The 16,147-nt window shown below is 58.3% G+C and carries 13 protein-coding genes and 1 pseudogene; 7 read left to right on the top strand and 7 right to left on the bottom strand.

From position 1 onward, the window contains the following. The first annotated feature begins 143 nt into the window (after positions 1 to 143). A complete protein-coding gene (gene speA / locus ACE1BR_RS06460; protein ID WP_374868645.1) occupies positions 144 to 2,045 on the top strand; it encodes a biosynthetic arginine decarboxylase in 1,902 nt (633 codons plus the stop codon). Between the two features lie 85 nt (positions 2,046 to 2,130). On the opposite strand, the gene ACE1BR_RS06455 is transcribed toward speA, so the two are convergent. Both ACE1BR_RS06455 and ACE1BR_RS06450 read right to left on the bottom strand, forming a co-directional pair. Then, complete coding sequence (locus tag ACE1BR_RS06455) at positions 2,131 to 2,655, bottom strand: hypothetical protein (RefSeq protein ID WP_374868643.1); 525 nt, start codon at positions 2,653 to 2,655, stop codon at positions 2,131 to 2,133. After that, positions 2,652 to 4,623 (bottom strand): annotated as a pseudogene (locus tag ACE1BR_RS06450) (alkyl/aryl-sulfatase). Before ACE1BR_RS06450 ends, ACE1BR_RS06455 begins: the two are co-directional and overlap by 4 nt. A 320-nt stretch (positions 4,624 to 4,943) precedes the next feature. Here ACE1BR_RS06450 and ACE1BR_RS06445 point away from each other — a divergent pair. Continuing rightward, positions 4,944 to 5,132 (top strand): hypothetical protein, encoded by a 189-nt coding sequence (locus ACE1BR_RS06445; RefSeq protein WP_374868641.1) that lies wholly within the window; start codon positions 4,944 to 4,946, stop codon positions 5,130 to 5,132. An 80-nt stretch (positions 5,133 to 5,212) separates the two neighbouring features. Here the strand turns inward: ACE1BR_RS06445 and ACE1BR_RS06440 are convergent, their stop codons facing one another. The 3 genes from ACE1BR_RS06440 to ACE1BR_RS06430 all read right to left on the bottom strand — a co-directional run bounded on the left by ACE1BR_RS06440 (position 5,213) and on the right by ACE1BR_RS06430 (position 9,266). Beyond that, positions 5,213 to 5,500: a hypothetical protein gene (locus ACE1BR_RS06440; protein WP_374868639.1), complete on the bottom strand. Its 288-nt coding sequence runs from the start codon at positions 5,498 to 5,500 to the stop codon at positions 5,213 to 5,215. Positions 5,501 to 5,771: 271 nt separating this feature from the next. Further along, complete coding sequence (locus ACE1BR_RS06435) at positions 5,772 to 7,778, bottom strand: methyl-accepting chemotaxis protein (RefSeq protein WP_374868637.1); 2,007 nt, start codon at positions 7,776 to 7,778, stop codon at positions 5,772 to 5,774. Positions 7,779 to 7,970: 192 nt separating this feature from the next. Next, positions 7,971 to 9,266, bottom strand: coding sequence for a hypothetical protein (locus ACE1BR_RS06430; protein ID WP_374868635.1), 1,296 nt, complete (start codon positions 9,264 to 9,266; stop codon positions 7,971 to 7,973). 251 nt (positions 9,267 to 9,517) lie between these two features. Between ACE1BR_RS06430 and ACE1BR_RS06425 the strand changes: the two genes are divergently transcribed. From ACE1BR_RS06425 to ACE1BR_RS06410, 4 genes are all read left to right on the top strand, one after another. Beyond that, positions 9,518 to 9,901, top strand: coding sequence for a Rid family detoxifying hydrolase (locus ACE1BR_RS06425; protein WP_042058012.1), 384 nt, complete (start codon positions 9,518 to 9,520; stop codon positions 9,899 to 9,901). A 22-nt stretch (positions 9,902 to 9,923) separates the two neighbouring features. Next, a complete protein-coding gene (locus ACE1BR_RS06420) occupies positions 9,924 to 11,213 on the top strand; it encodes a serine dehydratase subunit alpha family protein (RefSeq protein ID WP_374868633.1) in 1,290 nt (429 codons plus the stop codon). Between the two features lie 66 nt (positions 11,214 to 11,279). Then, positions 11,280 to 11,933 carry a transcriptional regulator gene (locus ACE1BR_RS06415; RefSeq protein ID WP_374868631.1) on the top strand — a complete coding sequence of 218 codons (654 nt, stop codon included), beginning with the start codon at positions 11,280 to 11,282 and terminating at the stop codon, positions 11,931 to 11,933. 152 nt (positions 11,934 to 12,085) lie between these two features. Further along, the gene (locus ACE1BR_RS06410) at positions 12,086 to 12,673 is read left to right on the top strand and encodes a histidine phosphatase family protein (RefSeq protein ID WP_374868629.1); all 588 of its coding nucleotides are present in this window, start codon (positions 12,086 to 12,088) and stop codon (positions 12,671 to 12,673) included. A gap of 131 nt (positions 12,674 to 12,804) precedes the next feature. Here ACE1BR_RS06410 and ACE1BR_RS06405 read toward each other — a convergent pair whose 3' ends face one another. After that, the gene (locus ACE1BR_RS06405) at positions 12,805 to 13,554 is read right to left on the bottom strand and encodes a substrate-binding periplasmic protein (protein WP_374868627.1); all 750 of its coding nucleotides are present in this window, start codon (positions 13,552 to 13,554) and stop codon (positions 12,805 to 12,807) included. 8 nt (positions 13,555 to 13,562) lie between these two features. Then, positions 13,563 to 14,495 carry a sugar ABC transporter substrate-binding protein gene (locus ACE1BR_RS06400; protein ID WP_374868625.1) on the bottom strand — a complete coding sequence of 311 codons (933 nt, stop codon included), beginning with the start codon at positions 14,493 to 14,495 and terminating at the stop codon, positions 13,563 to 13,565. A gap of 317 nt (positions 14,496 to 14,812) precedes the next feature. On the opposite strand from ACE1BR_RS06400, the gene fabV reads away from it, so the two are divergent. Further along, positions 14,813 to 16,006: an enoyl-ACP reductase FabV gene (gene fabV, locus ACE1BR_RS06395; RefSeq protein ID WP_374868623.1), complete on the top strand. Its 1,194-nt coding sequence runs from the start codon at positions 14,813 to 14,815 to the stop codon at positions 16,004 to 16,006. The last annotated feature ends 141 nt before the right edge of the window (positions 16,007 to 16,147 follow it).

Below are 16,147 nucleotides of genomic sequence, written 5' to 3'. Positions count from 1 at the left end.
ACTCGTTACTTCCCCAAGATCCACCAGGCAGCCTCTGGCTTGCCGCGATGTGCAAAGCGCAAAACAGCTTTGCACTAGATGGTCTGGATGTGATTGAGGGTAACGAAGGCGACTTCCCGTCGCTCATTTGCGAGGCATAGCCCATGACTAACTGGTCCAGCAAGGACTCCTTGAAGGTCTACAACGTTCCCTACTGGGGTGCGGGTTTTTTCAATATCAATGACGCCGGTCATGTGACCGTTGCTCCCGACAAGTCACGCCCTGACGCCCAAATCGTCATCTCTGATGCTATCGAACAGTTGCGTCAGTCCGGGCTGACCACCCCCGTGCTGCTGCGCTTTCCCGATATCCTCAAGAGTCGGGTCGATGCACTGTTCAACGCCTTTGGTCAGGCCATCGAAAAGTCAGGCTATGAAGGGGACTACCTCTGCGTTTACCCGATCAAGGTAAACCAGCAGCGTCGTGTCATCGAGACCATCAGCCAGTCCTACAGCGACAAGCCCCGGCTTGGCCTGGAAGCTGGTTCCAAACCGGAACTGCTGGCCGTGCTTTCCCATCACCATGAGCAAGGCTCGGTGATCGTCTGCAACGGTTACAAAGACCGCGAATATATCCGCCACGCTCTGCTCGGCAACCTGATGGGCCACAAGGTCTACATCGTGGTAGAGAAGCCCTCCGAGCTGGAGATGGTGCTGGACGAGTCAGCTCGTCTCAACATCAAGCCAAACATCGGCGTGCGCGCCAAGCTCGCTTCCACCGGCTCCGGCATGTGGGAATCGAGCGGCGGCTCCATGTCCAAATTCGGCCTGTCAGCCTCCCAGATCCTGGCGCTGATCGAGCGTCTGCGTAGTGTTGGCAAGCTGGACTGCCTGCAACTGCTGCACTTCCATCTGGGCTCCCAGATCGCCAACATCCGCGACATTCAGGGCGGTATCCGCGAGTGCGGCCGTTTCTACGCTGAACTGCGTCGCCTCGGTGCCAACATCGAAGTCGTTGACGTTGGTGGCGGCCTGGGCGTGGACTACGAGGGAACCCGTTCCCAGAGTCACTGCTCCGCCAACTACAGCCTCTCCGAGTACGCCAACAACGTGGTATGGGGCATCGGCGATGTCTGCCGCGAGTTCGACCTGCCGCACCCGACCATCATCAGCGAGTCCGGCCGTGCCCTGACCGCTCACCACGCCGTGCTGGTTACCAATATCATTGGTGCCGAAGGGGTGGAGATGAACGACATCAGCGCGCCGGGCGAAGATGCACCGACCATTTTGCAGAACATGTGGCAAGGTTGGCTGGATCTGCGCAGTGAAGATCCCTCCCTGCTGGAGATCTTCCATGACTCGGTGGCTGATCTGGGCGATGTGAATACCCAGTACACCATGGGCCTGCTCAACCTTGAGCAACGTGCCTGGGCCGAGATGCTGCACCAGAACACCTGTCTGGCGCTCAAAGAGATGCTCAACCCGGTCAACCGCAACCACCGTGCGCTGGCTGACGAACTGAGTGAAAAGCTGGCGGACAAGTGCTTTGCCAACTTCTCCCTGTTCCAGTCTCTGCCGGATGCCTGGGGTATCGGTCAGGTGTTCCCGGTGATGCCGCTGGCTGGTCTCGAGCGTCCGCTCACCCGTCGCGGTATCCTGATGGATATTACCTGTGACTCCGATGGTCAGGTTGAGCACTACGTCGACGGTCTGGGTGTTGAAAGCACCCTGCCGATGCCGGTTTATGGCGAGAACGAAGAGTGCCACGTCGGCTTCTTCCTGGTCGGTGCCTATCAGGAGATCCTGGGCGACCTGCACAACCTGTTCGGTGATACCCACTGCGCGGAAGTGTGGCTGGACGAGGAAGGCAAGATGGACATTCGCAACGTGGTGCGCGGCGATACCGTCGACCAGCTGCTGCGTTACGTCAACATCGACCCGTCCGTCATCCGCGAGAACTATCAGCGGATCGCCTCCCACCCGGCGCTGGACGATGCTACCCGCAAAGCCCTGCTCGACGAGCTGGAGCTGGGTCTGCAAGGCTACGCCTATCTGGAAGACGAATAAGCGCCAGCGCTTGACGTTCGCCGTGAAGGCATAAAAAAGGGAGGCATTTGCCTCCCTTTGTTCTATCTGTTCCGCGGTATTCCGGTCAGGTCTGCGAGCTCAGCGCTTTGTACAGATCTTGTTGAAACTGCTGGTTGTCATCTCTCTGCAGTTCCACGACCCCCAGCTGCAGCCCCTGCTCGATGGTAAGCGATCCATCCAGCATGGCGTTGATGGCCGCCTCGCTCAGCAGCATGATCCGATCATTGGGATGGGGGCCCGGGGTGTGCAGCTGGAGCAGCAGTGACTCCTTGCCGCGCACTCGGGACCAGAGCCCCGAATCGATCAACAGAATGGAGATCCCGCCTTGGATACCTGCCTTCTGAAAACGACTTTTCAGGCTCTGCAACCACACCTGGCTGCGGGTGAAGCCTGCTTCGCCCGTCAGGGTGGGCAAGGAGGCCAGCCGGTCACTGCTTACCGCCGCAGCGGTGGCCATGGCGATATTGACCGTACCCGGCCAGCTTTGTTCGAACGGGTTGGGGTAGAGGGCATCGTAACCACAGCTCTGCCCCATCCCGGGGATGAGGCAGAGCAAGGCCATGCCGGTGCGCAAGGTACGTTGCATCATGGCGTCACTATGTTGAACCAGAAGTTGAACTTGTCGAGCAGGCTGATGAAGTCGCTGAACGTCTGCTGGTCACCCTTGATTTTGATCTCGCCGCTGGCGATCTTCTGTTCCATGGTGCCTTGGCCGAGCTGGATATCATCCAGCGTCTTCTTGCTCAGGGTAATGGTGACATCAGGCTTGGTGGCATAGCGGGTAGTGTGGTTCAGCACCGAGTTCTCCAGACTCAGGGTATGTTTCTCGCCGATGTCGGTGAAGTCCATGTTGATGACCATCTTCTTGCCCGCCGCTTTCTCGGGGTTAATACGCACCGAGAGATAGTCAAACAGCATGCTGGGGCTCATGGCGCGGATGGTATCCGGCGAGGCGGTCACGGTTCCGCCAACGTTAGGAACGCCATTTCGCAGCTCATAGGCACCTTGCAGATAGACGGAGCGCCTCAGCCTGATAACCCAGCTGCTCCAGCGCATCTGCCAACAGCAGCTTGCCCTCTGTGTTGTTCGGGTTGGCAAACACCAGATGTTTGAGCACTTCCGCCACCCAGCGATATTCCCCCTTGTCGAACGAGGCTTTGGCTTTTTTAAGTACCTCCTGCTCGCCCCCCATGAACTCGATATATTTGGGACCAACCATTTCGGGGGGCAGGTTATCCAGATCGGATGGGTTGCCGGAGTACCAGCCCATATAGCGTTGATAGACGGCGCGGCTGTTGTGGCGCAGGGTGCCGTAATAACCGCGGTTCGGCCAGAAGTTGTTGAGCTCTGGGGGGAGGGTAATCTGCTCGGAGATCTCCTCGCCGGTGTAGCCCATGTTCATCAGGCGTACCGATTGGTCATGAATGTATTTGTAGAGATCACGCTGCTTCTTGAAGTAGTCGACGATGTTGGTATTGCCCCAGCGTGGCCAGTGGTGGCTCTGGAATTTGACCTCGGCCTGATCACCCCAAGTTTCGATGGTCTCGTTGAGAAAGCTGGCCCACTTCAGTGCATCGCGCACCTGGGCGCCGCGCAGGGTGAGGATGTTGTGCATGGTGTTGGTGGTGTTTTCGGCCATCCACAATGCTTTGCTGTCCGGGAACCAGGTGTTCATCTCGGCGGGGGCTTCGGTGCCCGGGGTCATCTGGAAGACCATCTTGACGCCATCCACTGTCAGCGTCTCACCGGTTTTGGTGATAAAGCGGGTTGGCAGCAGCAGTGAGGGCACACCGGTGGAGGTAGTTTGCCCCAGACCGCCGTTGACGCCCCCCTGCGGGTTGCGCGGCAGCAGGGCGCCGTACATGTAGACGGCGCGGCGGGCCATGGCATTGCCGGCGATGACGTTCTCCGACACCGCGTGTTCGGTAAATCCTTCCGGTGCGATGATCTCGACGCCGTTCTTTTTCACCTCGTCCAGCGAGTTGAACAGACCGGCGGCACCGCCGTAGTGATCCACGTGGGAGTGGCTGTAGACCACTGCCGTGATCGGTCGCGCCCCTAGTGTCTTGTTGATGAAGGCCAGCGCCGCCTTGGCGGTTTGCGGGGAGATCAGCGGATCGAACACCACCCACCCTTTGTTGCCTTCGATAAAGGTGATGTTGGAGAGATCAAAGCCGCGGATCTGGTAAATCTTGTCGGTGACCTTGAACAAGCCGTACTGCATGTTGAGCTGAGCGTTGCGCCACAGGCTGGGGTTGACGGTATCCGGGGCGGCCTTGTCGAGGCCGATGTAGGTCTTGTATTGCTCCAGATCCCACACCACGTTGCCCTTGTCATCCTTGATGGTGAGGATCTCCGGCTTGGCGATGAAGCCGCGCTTGGCATCCTCGAAATCTTGCTTGTCGTTGAATGGCAGGGTCGCTAGCACATTCTGGTTTGCCTTGATGGTAAATTCGCTCGCTGGCTTGGGGGCTATGACGGCCCAGGTGGGCTGTGAAAGCAGCGTGCCGGACAGCAAGAGCGTGACAATCGTGGGGGTGGAAAGCCTCAGCTTCATCGGTATGACTCCAGATGGTGGTGATGTGGGTCGGAGGGACTAAGTGTAGTCATGCTCTGGTTAGGCAGGAGCTAACCTGCGGTATTGAGTCATGCCACATCAGGTCAAGCTGCCACTGACTATGCTGGCAGATAGCATTGGCAAGGTGGGTAGGGGAGAGGCACTTGCGGTGTAGAACGCCATCAAGGAGGTGAAATGGCGGGAATTGCGCCCGCAGGGGGCGTTGCCGTTGCACATCTTGATCTGTATCAAGAACGGTCGCGGTTGGTTGTTTTACGGTCAGAAGTGATGTTGATTGGATGTAACAAAAGGATGTGTATATGGAACTGAAAAGGGACCCGAGATGCTATACCGACGTCTGTATTGACGGTAAGTGGTATCACTATGACCACTGCAGCACCAATGTCTACATGCTGATGGGGGGCGCCGCTCCGTGCCTTCAGCTGGCCTATGAGCCGAGCAGCGAAGAGGAGTTGATCGAGATGCTCCAGCAGCTGGCCCGCTTCTGAGTGACAGGGTTAAGAACCTCGAATCTGGCCATCGGGCGCGATGCTGCGATGGCCAACTTTCTTCACTTTTCTGCGCGATATCAGCGGTTTTTCTTGCCCAATAACTCCTTGCCGATCTCCATCATGGCGATGGCTGCGGCGTAGCCGACATCTGACTTGCCCACTTCATCTGCCACATAGAGAAAGTTGGAGTGGTACTTCTCGACAGCCTCGCTTGGGCTGGTTGCGTCAATAAAGTCCTCCTCTACTTCGAATCCCTGTGCCAGCAGCGCCTCTTTCTCCGTCAGAAAGGTAGGGGAGGCCATATCGATAAAGGTGTATTGCTGCCGGTTGGAGGCCGGGATAGAAAAAAACTGGTACTTCGCCATGTGCGATACCTCGTTGGAACGGGTTTGTCGGATGTGACCTTCCGCTGGCCGAACTGCTCCCGGTTTTCTTGCCTCTATCTTGTGCCTTGGGAGAAAAAGGTAGCGTTCGACTCTTTTTTCGTCCGAGCTTACTCTGGCTGCGCAGCCACGACCAACAGAAAATGCGTTTTTTCCGTCATGTTGCCCGGATTGCGCAGGTTGGAGAGGGGAATAAAAAACCAGCCCTGGCGAGGGCTGGTGGTGGCGGATGACGGGTTGGTTTGAGCCAGTGTTACAACACGAAGCTCTGCACCATGGTGCGCAACTGTTCGGTGAGCTGGTGGATCTGGCGGGCTGCATCGCGCGCATCGTTGGCGACCTGTAGTGCCTCGTCACTGCCATCGGAGATGCGCACCACGTTACGTTCTATCTCGTTGACTACCGCCCCTTGCTGCTCGATGGCGCTGGCGATGACGGCATTGGTATCGACCATCCGATCCACCTTCTCGGTGATGGCACCGAAGGCGTGTTGGGTCTCTTGTGCCAACCCTACTCCCTCCTGCGCTTCGTGACTGGCGGCGGACATGGCACTGACCGAGGCGTGGGCGCCGGATTGCAACTGTGCGATCATCTGCTGGATCTCGACGGTCGCCCCCTGGGTGCGGCTGGCCAGCGAGCGTACCTCATCGGCGACCACGGCGAAGCCGCGCCCCTGTTCACCGGCCCGGGCCGCCTCGATGGCGGCGTTGAGTGCCAGCAGGTTGGTCTGTTCGGCGATGCCGCGGATCACGCTGATGACGCCGCCAATCTGGCTGCACTGCTGCTCCAGCTGGCCGATGGCTTCGGCGGTGCGCAGCACCTCTCGGTTGATATGATCGATGGCCTTGATGGTTCGCTCGACCACCTCTTCACCCTGACCCACCACCTGCTGGGCCTCCTGAGTCATGCGGGCTGCCTGCAGAGCGTTGTTTGCCATCTCTTGCGATGTGGCAGCCAGCTCCTTGATGGCGGTGGCGACCTGATGGGTCTCCCCTTGCTGATCGGCGATCACCTCCTGAGAGCGGTTGGTGCGCTCTTCGATCTCGGTCGCACTCTCCACCACGGTAACGCCGTTTTCCCGCACCCGTCGCATCAGGGTGCGCAGGGTCTCCAGGGTGACGTTGTAATCCCGGCTGATGGCGGCCAGCTCATCCTGACCGACGATCTCGATATGCTGGCTGAGATCCTGGGCATTAACCCGTGCGGCAATCTCCCGCACCCGGCCCACGGTTTCGCGCAGGGAGAGATAAGCGCCGATCATCAGGTAGAGATAGAGCAGCAGGATAGCGGTCAGGGGGGCGGTCACCCACCAGAAGTGACGCTGGTTGGCCGCCACCCGCTGGTGCAGGTCTGTTGCCAGCCGCTGGCGCACCTGGCTTGCCAGTGCGGTGATGGTGCCATCCAGCTCATCCCCCAGCGCCAGTACCTCCTTGGTGGAGAGCTGTATCAGCTGATCCTTCATCATCTTGTTTTCGATGGTATCGACCTCCTGACGCGCCTGCTGCAACAGGGTATCGGTCTGCTGTCCCAACTCAGCCCGATATTCAGGTGCAATCTGGTAGAGCAGGGTCAGGTCGGCCTCCAGCTCCTGCAGGGTGGCGATGATGAGATCGAGACGAAAGCGCAGGCCACTGTACCCTTCCGCCTGAAACAGGCCGAAGTCGGCGATGGTGGCGGCACGATCCCGCACCTGAGCCAGCAGGTCGCGCAACTGGGGCAACCGTTCGCTGGTGAGGAGGACCATGTAGTAGGTGCCGATCGCAGGATCCTGGATCAGACTGTTGGCAGCGGTGATGTGCTTGTAGAGGTGGCGCACCTCGGTCAGCAGTTTGTCGTGGCGCAGGTTGCTCTGCTCCACTTCCAGCTGACTCTCTTCACTCTGCAGGGCGGCCCATCCCTGTTTGAGCGCATCAAAGGAGGGATTCTCCTGCCGGGTATCGGTAAAGGCGCTCAGGCTCTCGTCCACAGCTTGTGCGGCAGCCTTGAGCTGCTTCTCGCTCGCCGGGTTCTGCTCATAGGCGTGTTGGGTCACCAGATTGCGGTGGGTCAGCAGCGCTTGCTCGATGGCGGGCACGGGGGCCAGGTTGTTGACGCCAGCCAGCTCCCTGCGCGCCTGCGCGTTGTCATCCTGCAGCCGCCCCAGCAGATTGGTCATGCTGTAGGCCAGCGGCAGCAGCATCAGGCAGGACCAGAGTAGAAACTTGTATTTGAAGGAGAGCTGATTGCCCAGCCGGATGGCCGGGTTGAAAATCCATTTCATGTGAGGCCTCGATACCCGAAAAGACGGGTGCATGCGGTTATGTCTGAATATTACTCCTCGCCGCTGTACTTCGGTCAGGGAGAGGGGGAAGTTGTGATCACCTTGGCTTTTTGTTCTGTTGCCAGCGCAATACCAATGAAAACGGGCCACCTGATGGTGGCCCGTCTGTTGGCAATTTGGCTTTCAGGCCAATCAGTTGAACGCCAGGAACGGCGAGACACAGAGCAGCAGGCCGGTGACGATGATGATGTAGAGGGACGTTCCCTTGTACTTGTGCAGCGCCGGTACCTGATAGACCAGGTAAGCCGGGATAAGGCAACCCACCATGCCGAAGATGGGGCTGCAGATGGAGGTAAAACTCAGCACCGGTGCGTTGAGCACGATGGCCCCCCAGGAGAGCATGACGGTAAAGACCATGATCCCTTTGCCGACCAGACCCTTGTTGATGCGGTTTTCCGGCATCACCCGGCGCAGCAGGTTCATCGCCAGTCCCTGACAGGCTTCACGAAAGCCCAGATAGACGCCGAAGTAGGCGGTCATCACCGCGAAGATGTTGAGGGTGAGGCTGAGCAGCTTGAGGGTCTGGCCGGGCATCCCTTGCGCCACCATCGCCAGTGCCGAGATGTTCTCTTCGGAGGCTTTGACTGCCTGATCGTGACCCATGGCCAAGGTGAATGATACCGCGTAGAAGAACACCACCACGAACAGGATGCCGAAGGCGATATTCATGGCGCGCATCGCCTTGAAGCGGGCCACTTCCAGCGACTTCTCCCGCGAGCGGTAGGAGATCACCATGGGGCTCAGGCTCTGGATAAAGAGGATGGAGGTAAGGGTGAAGGGGAGCATGATGATGGCATCCTTCATCCAGTCACCGGCGGCGGGCATGGCGGTGATGTTGGCCGCATCCCACTTGTCCACCATCATCAGGCCAAGCACGGCTACCACGCTGATCTTGGTGAGCACCATAAAGGTGGAGATCTTGAACAGCATGTTCTCACCGCGCGATGCCAGAGCGACCAGACCGCAGATCAGTACCAGACCGTAGAGGGGATTTTCCGAGAGCAGGCCGTTGGTGACACCGAAGCTCTGCAGGAAGGAGGCGCTGTCATTGGTGATGGCGGTGGAGTAGACAAAGACCCAGATCACCAGCATCACGAAGTAGAGTGCGCCGAGCAGCATACCCCAGTTCTTGCCAAGGTAACCGGTGATGACGCTGGGGTAATCCTTGCACTCCGGCGAGGTGGCCAGGGTATTGATAAAGAGGCGCTGAAACATATACATGGCCGGGTAGCCGATCACCGCAGAGAGCAGAAAGACCCACAAGCCCATCAGCCCCACCTGTACCGGCAGGAAGACGATCCCCGCGCCGATGGCCATACCGATGCTCATGATGATCCAGCCCCAGTCGGTGCTGTCGAAGCGAACCGCCTCTTTCCATTCCAGGGTGCCCATCATCGGGCCATTGAGTGTGGTGCTATGCGCGTCCATTAAAACCTTCTTTTTTGTAGGGTAGGGGAAAGCGGCGCAAATATAGTTGAGTAAATGCGTTATAAACAATGCCCTCGGCACTACTTTTGTGCAAATCAGGAGGACGATCACGGTTTACATTGAGACCTAAAGATGCTTTTTAACGCCATTTTTGTATCTTTTTGTTGAATGGATAAAATAAAAAGCAAATAATGTTGAACGGAAAGGGGCTTTTAATTGCAAAAAAAATTGCACAAATAGGAGAGAACTATATGAAAAGCATCATCACAGCAGCCGCGGCACCTGACGCCATTGGTCCTTACAGCCATGGCACCGCCTACGGCGACCTCATCTTTACCTCCGGTCAGCTGCCCGTTTGCAAGCAACAAGGTGGTGTGGTGGAAGGGGGCATTGCTGCCCAGACTCGCCAGTCGCTGGAGAATCTGAAATCTGTACTGGAAGCCGCAGGCGGCTCGCTGGATACCGTGCTCAAAACCACCTGCTATCTCGCCGAGATCAGTGATTTTGCCGCGTTCAACGAGGTTTACAAAGCCTATTTCCAGAAAGATTGCCCGGCGCGCAGCTGCTTCGCGGTGAAGGATCTGCCGATGGGTGTCAAAGTAGAAGTCGAAGCGATCGCCCATATCGCTCGTTAATGCTGATAAAAAGGTTTAATTGATGAAACAAGCGTGGCAGCAGTATCTGCAGATTATTCAACAGGTTGTCAAACCGGCGCTGGGCTGTACCGAGCCTATCGCCACCGCTTATGCCGCCGCCGTTGCCGCTCGGCAACTGGGCTGCGAACCCCGCCGGATTGAGGTGGCGGTGTCGGATAATCTCTACAAGAACTCGATGGGTGTCTATGTGCCGGGTACCGGCAAGATCGGCCTCGCCATTGCGGCGGCATCTGGCGCCCTCGGTGGTAACGCCGATGCCGGGCTGGAAGTGCTGGCCGCCATTCAGGCCGAGCAGGTAGCCAGTGCCCAGGCGCTGATCGATGCCGGTCACGTGCTGGTCAGCCGCACCGCCGCCCCCGAGTTTATCTACTGCCGCGTGACCCTGTTCGGCGCTGATGATCAAGGTGAGGAGCACAGCGCCGAAGTGACCCTGTGTGGTGGCCATACCCGTATCGTCGAGCAGCGCCGCGATGGCGAGGTGACGTTCACTGCCGATCAGAGCCAGAGTGGTGCCACCGGCGCTATCTGCGACGGAGTCGATATCAGCATCGCCGCCATCTACGAGTTCGCCACCCAGGTGGAGTTCGAGCAGATCAAGTTCATCCTCAAGGCCTCCGAGCTCAATGGCAAGCTCTCTGCCGAGGGGATGAACAACCCTTACGGTCTCGAGATCGGCCGCACCATGCAGCAGAACATCGATGCCGGTCTTATCGGCGAGGATGTGATGAACCGCATCGTGATGATGACGGCTGCCGCTTCCGATGCCCGTATGGGGGGCGCCACCCTGCCCGCCATGAGCAACTTTGGCAGTGGTAATCAGGGCATTGCCGCCACCATTCCGGTTGTGGTGATAGCCGAACGCTATGGTGCCAGCGAAGAGCAACTGGCTCGCGCGCTCATCATGAGCCATCTGGGCGCCATCTATATCAAGTCCCACTATCCGCCGCTGTCGGCATTTTGTGGTAACACAGTGACCAGCGCGGCGGCTGCCATGGCCATGGTTTATCTGGCGGGCGGCAGCTTCGAGCAGTCCTGCTTCGCTATCCAGAACGTGTTGAGCGACAGTGCCGGCATGGTGTGCGACGGGGCGAAAGCCTCTTGCGCCATGAAGGTGAGTACCTCCTCCGGTGCGGCGGTTCGCGGTTTCCTGATGGCCCTCAACAGTCACTCGGTGTCGGGGCAGGGGATTGTCTCTGACAACGTGGATCAGACCATTCGCAACGTGGGTCAGATGGTGAAGGACGGCATGTCTGCCACAGACACCGCCATTATTGATATCATGTCAGCCTGAGTGTCCCTGTCGGCTGCTGCCTGGCCTTGCTGGCCGATGCGGCAGCCTTTGCAAGAAGGTTCCATTGTGAAGCTGCAAGAGTTGAGTCCGAGTGATTTCCAGATCCTCAAGTCGATGGAGAACATCGTAGACGGGATCGCGGCCATGTATGGCCAGCACACCGAGGTGCTGCTCCACAGTCTGGATGTGGGCAATCCCTCGATCGTCAAGATTGCCAACGGCCATATCACCGGTCGCAGTGTCGGCGCCCCCATCACCAACCTGGCGATGATGAAGCTCAAGAGCGGGCAGGATATCTCCAGCCCCTACATGACCAAGTGTGCGACCGGCAAGACCCTGCGCTCCATCACTACCGTCATCCGTAACGGGGAGCACAAGGCGATCGGGCTGCTCTGCATCAATAGCGACATGGATGCGCCGTTGCAGTCGGTGTTGCGCACCATGATGCCGGAGTGCATGAATCCCCACGAGAGCCATGCTACTCCGGAGGTCTTTGCTCGCAACATTGATGAAGCCCTCAACAGCACCATAGATACCGTCAGTGCCGAGGTGCGCGGCAACGAGGCGGTGCCGCCCTCCCAGAAGACCCGGGTCATCGTCAACCAGTTGCACGACATGGGGATCTTCGAGCTTAAAGACAGCGCCCAGATCGCCGCGCGTCAGCTCGGCATTTCGGTCCACTCCATCTACCGCTATCTGCGGGAGATCAAGAAAGGTTAAGCGGGTGATCAGGCTGCTCTGGCAGGAGACGGGTCATCTTTGACCCGTTGTTTCTGTCCGGTTTTATCTCCCGGTGTACGCCTGCCTCCTGGCATTTCTGCTATTATCCTTCCCCTTTATTTTTCTATCTATCTGAACGTGCTGGAGAAATCATGTCTCGACTCATCTATCTGCTGCGCCACGGCCAGACGGCATACAATGCCGAGCTGCGTTTGCAGGGGCGTTGCAACTCCGATCTGACCGAGAAGGGAGAGGCGCAAGCCATCGCTATGGGGGTGCGACTGCGAGACGAGCTGGACGAGCCAGTCCGCTGGACTGTTTATGCCAGCCCGCTCGGGCGAGCCCGCCAGACGGCACTGCTAGTATGCGAGCAGTTGGGGCTGGCGGTGGATCGCATCGTCTGGGACGATCGGTTGATGGAACTGGGTATGGGGGAGTGGGAGAGCCGCCAGCTGCCGGAGCTGCGTGCTGCTCATCCGGAACTGGATACTGGCAAAGGGGACTGGTACCTGCAGGCGCCGGGGGCTGAATCCTTCGAGAGCATCCAGCGCCGCGCTCAGCAGTGGTTACTGGATCCGGCGATTTCCGGGCGGGCCATCGTTATTTCCCACGGTCTGCTCGGTGCCATGCTGCGCGGCGTCTACGCTGATCTTGATTATGCCGCCGTCTGGGCGCAGGAATTACCGCAAGATGCTTTCTACAAGCTGCAGGATGGGCATATTACCCGGATTGCCTGCTAACAGCCTCGAGCTTGCCATCGCGGTTCACCGTCTCTGGCCAGAGGGGAAAAAGCAGGGGGCTGGAATGGGTGAAAAGCGCCCCTATCGGGTTCGTTCTGTCTTGTGGCGAAACAGCGCTGTCGTGGCCGTGGTCAGGGGATAACGATCCACTCCCGTCGGACCCCGTCATATACCGAGCTCAGATCATAGTGTTGCCAGATATCGGCCATGGTGTCGCCGAAGACCCCCAGAGTGAGGGATGTTCGCAGACCTTTCAGCAGACCGGAGGGGAGCTGCGGATTGCATGCCAGCCATCGCTCGACCCGGGCAAGTACCATGACTCGCTGGATCTTGCTACCTCGCGCAGGAGTGGTAATCAGCTCGGGGAGCACATCGCTGATCAGCAGATCGAAACGGCCCGCCTGCAGCATGGCGATCCCCTGGCTGGCCTTGGGTAGCAGTTCGTAGCGGATCGCCGCATTATCGAGCAGCTCCCTCAGTTCGGCGACATCGATGGCGCCGATCCGGTAGTTACGCAGTACCTCGATATTACTCAATGGCTTGACGGTTCCCTGTCGGGCGTAGACGGCGAGGGTAATGGGGGCTATGCGTGCAACGTAGCGCAGGGTTTCAGCATTCTCGGCGGAGAAGTGCACACCAAGTCCGCAACTGTTTGGCTCGGTGGTCACAATCTTGAGCAGGCGCCGCATGGGTTTGGCCTGAAAATGGATCTCAAGCCCTTGCTGCTTTGCCAAGCGGGCAAAGACATCGACATAAGGGCCGCTTAACCCCTCGCCGTTGACCTGAATGAAAGGGGGGTAGGCGTCGGCATAAATGTTCAGCACGGGCTGCGCCGATGCGAGTTGGCACCACAATGCCAGCAATACCCACCACCCCTTCATCAACCCTCCTAAGGATGTGTAACCAGCTCCACAGGGGTCTGTACTATGCCGGGCAGATCGGCTTGCGCTATTTTTTGAGCCAGCGCTTTCAGGACGAGATCGAGCGCATATTGTGCCTGTTTGCCCGGATACTGATCAGCTGTCGCTACGATGTCGCCCTCATTGAGGTAGGGGTGGATCCCCGGGATATTGTCATAGCCACCGATCAACACCTTGCCCTTTAGCCCTAGCTCAGCCAGAGCTTGAGCTGCACCGATGGCCATATTGTCGTTGCCACAGAGCAGCGCTTTGACATCCGGAGTTGCCTTGAGGAGATCGATCGTGGCGCTCTTGCCCTGGGCTATGTCCCAGTAGCCGCTGCGCACGCCAGCGACGACCATGTCTGCTGCGCGCAGGGCCGCCCGGAATCCGTCGCTGCGAGCACGACTGTTGATGGCACCTGGAGGGCCTTCGATCAATCCGACTTTACTGCCAGCCGGAAGCTTCCTGGCGACATATTCACCGACACTGCGCGCGCCGGCAAAATTGCTGGGGCCGACGAAGGGGATATTGACCCCTTCCAGAACCAGCGCCCGGTCATCCAGTTTGTTGTCCATGTTGATGACGAGGATGCCGGCGCGGATTGCCTCCATCAACACGGGGAGCATGGCGACCGAATCAGTCGGGACCACCACCAAGGCATCCACTTTTTGGCTGATCATTTTACGGATGATCGCCTCCTGACCGGTGACATCCACCTCCTGCTGGATGCCTTCGAGCTGTAGTGTCAGAGCGTCGGGGTGAGTCGCTGCATAAGCTTCTGCCCCTTTCGCCATCTCGATAAAAAACTCATTGCGAACAGACTTCAGTACCATGCCGACGGTCGGTTTGGCTGATACCTCACTGGCCGCAAACAGTGCTACGGCCGCCCACAACAAGCATCTCTGCCAACATCTGGTCATGTTACCTCCGCCCTGCCGGGCTAATCATCCAGCGCCACGATGTTGTCCAAGTATATGCCAGCTATGGCCGAGTCAGTGGCCTGTGGATCTCGCTCGCACAAGAAGCGTGGTAACAGAGGCATCGAAGCGGGGTAGCCAGCCCGTACGAATCACATAGCGGATGAGCATGAGCAATCAGAGCGGGTTGCACTTTTCTCGCATTGCGGTGATGGACCACCGGATTTTTGCCGCCGTTCAACACATCAGAGCACCTTATCGCGGCAAGATGAGGTATCTTATGCCCCGATTTCATCCATTAAACGGATCCGAGACCCCATATGATTATCAAACCCAAGGTTCGCGGCTTTATCTGCACCACCACTCACCCGGTTGGCTGTGAAGCTAATGTTCGTCGCCAGATCGCTTATACCAAGGCCAAGGGCGCCATCGAGAATGGTCCCAAGAAGGTGCTGGTGATCGGCGCTTCCACCGGTTATGGTCTGGCCTCCCGCATTGCTGCGGCTTTTGGCTCCGGTGCTGCCACCCTCGGCGTCTTCTTTGAAAAAGCGGGTAGCGAAACCAAGACTGGCACCGCTGGCTGGTACAACTCTGCAGCTTTCGACAAGGCCGCCAAAGAGGCAGGCCTCTACGCCAAGAGCGTCAATGGCGATGCCTTCTCCAATGAGTGCCGCGCCAAGGTGATTGAGCTCATCAAGCAGGATCTGGGTCAGATTGATCTGGTGGTCTACTCCCTGGCCTCTCCGGTGCGCAAGATGCCGGACACCGGTGAAGTTGTGCGCTCTGCCCTCAAGCCGATCGGCGAGGTTTACACCACCACCGCCATCGACACCAACAAGGATCAGATCATCACTGCCACCGTTGAGCCGGCGAATGAGGAAGAGATCCAGAACACCATCACCGTCATGGGCGGTCAGGATTGGGAGCTGTGGATGGCAGCCCTGCGCGATGCCGGCGTGCTGGCTGACGGCGCCAAGTCCGTGGCCTACTCCTATATCGGCACCGACCTGACCTGGCCAATCTACTGGCATGGCACCCTGGGTCGCGCCAAGGAAGATCTGGACCGCGCTGCCGCCGCCATCCGTGGCGATCTGGCTGCCAAGGGCGGCACCGCTCACGTAGCCGTGCTCAAATCCGTGGTGACTCAGGCCTCTTCCGCCATTCCGGTCATGCCGCTCTACATCTCCATGGCCTTCAAAATCATGAAGGAGAAGGGGATTCACGAAGGGTGCATGGAGCAGGTGGATCGCATGATGCGCACCCGTCTCTACGCTTCCGACATGGCGCTGGACGAGCAGGCCCGCATCCGTATGGATGACTGGGAGCTGCGCGAAGATGTGCAGCAGACCTGCCGCGACCTGTGGCCGTCCATCACCAGCGAGAACCTCTCTGATCTGACCGACTACGTCGGCTACAAGCAGGAGTTCCTGCGCCTGTTCGGTTTCGGTCTGGACGAGGTCGATTACGATGCGGATGTGAACCCGGATGTGAAATTCGACGTGGTCGAACTCTGAGTCTGAGCCAAGTGAAAATGGGGCCCTGAGGGGCCCCATTTTTTGTCGAAAAATTTGCTAAGTTACGGAATTTTATTATCAGCGATCACCTTTTTTCCATATAAAAACCGCTAGTCTGGCGGTGATCGGATTACATGACGG

The organism is Aeromonas sp. MdU4, assembly GCF_041929505.1.
GTDB lineage: Bacteria > Pseudomonadota > Gammaproteobacteria > Enterobacterales > Aeromonadaceae > Aeromonas.
This window is presented reverse-complemented; position numbering and strand designations above follow the sequence as displayed.

Coding starts and splice junctions, on each gene's coding strand:
- speA (WP_374868645.1), top strand. CDS start 144: ATGACTAACTGGTCCAGCAAGGACTCCTTGAAGGTCTACAACGTTCCC.
- ACE1BR_RS06455 (WP_374868643.1), bottom strand. CDS start 2,655: ATGATGCAACGTACCTTGCGCACCGGCATGGCCTTGCTCTGCCTCATC.
- ACE1BR_RS06445 (WP_374868641.1), top strand. CDS start 4,944: ATGGAACTGAAAAGGGACCCGAGATGCTATACCGACGTCTGTATTGAC.
- ACE1BR_RS06440 (WP_374868639.1), bottom strand. CDS start 5,500: ATGGCGAAGTACCAGTTTTTTTCTATCCCGGCCTCCAACCGGCAGCAA.
- ACE1BR_RS06435 (WP_374868637.1), bottom strand. CDS start 7,778: ATGAAATGGATTTTCAACCCGGCCATCCGGCTGGGCAATCAGCTCTCC.
- ACE1BR_RS06430 (WP_374868635.1), bottom strand. CDS start 9,266: ATGGACGCGCATAGCACCACACTCAATGGCCCGATGATGGGCACCCTG.
- ACE1BR_RS06425 (WP_042058012.1), top strand. CDS start 9,518: ATGAAAAGCATCATCACAGCAGCCGCGGCACCTGACGCCATTGGTCCT.
- ACE1BR_RS06420 (WP_374868633.1), top strand. CDS start 9,924: ATGAAACAAGCGTGGCAGCAGTATCTGCAGATTATTCAACAGGTTGTC.
- ACE1BR_RS06410 (WP_374868629.1), top strand. CDS start 12,086: ATGTCTCGACTCATCTATCTGCTGCGCCACGGCCAGACGGCATACAAT.
- ACE1BR_RS06405 (WP_374868627.1), bottom strand. CDS start 13,554: ATGAAGGGGTGGTGGGTATTGCTGGCATTGTGGTGCCAACTCGCATCG.
- ACE1BR_RS06400 (WP_374868625.1), bottom strand. CDS start 14,495: ATGACCAGATGTTGGCAGAGATGCTTGTTGTGGGCGGCCGTAGCACTG.
- fabV (WP_374868623.1), top strand. CDS start 14,813: ATGATTATCAAACCCAAGGTTCGCGGCTTTATCTGCACCACCACTCAC.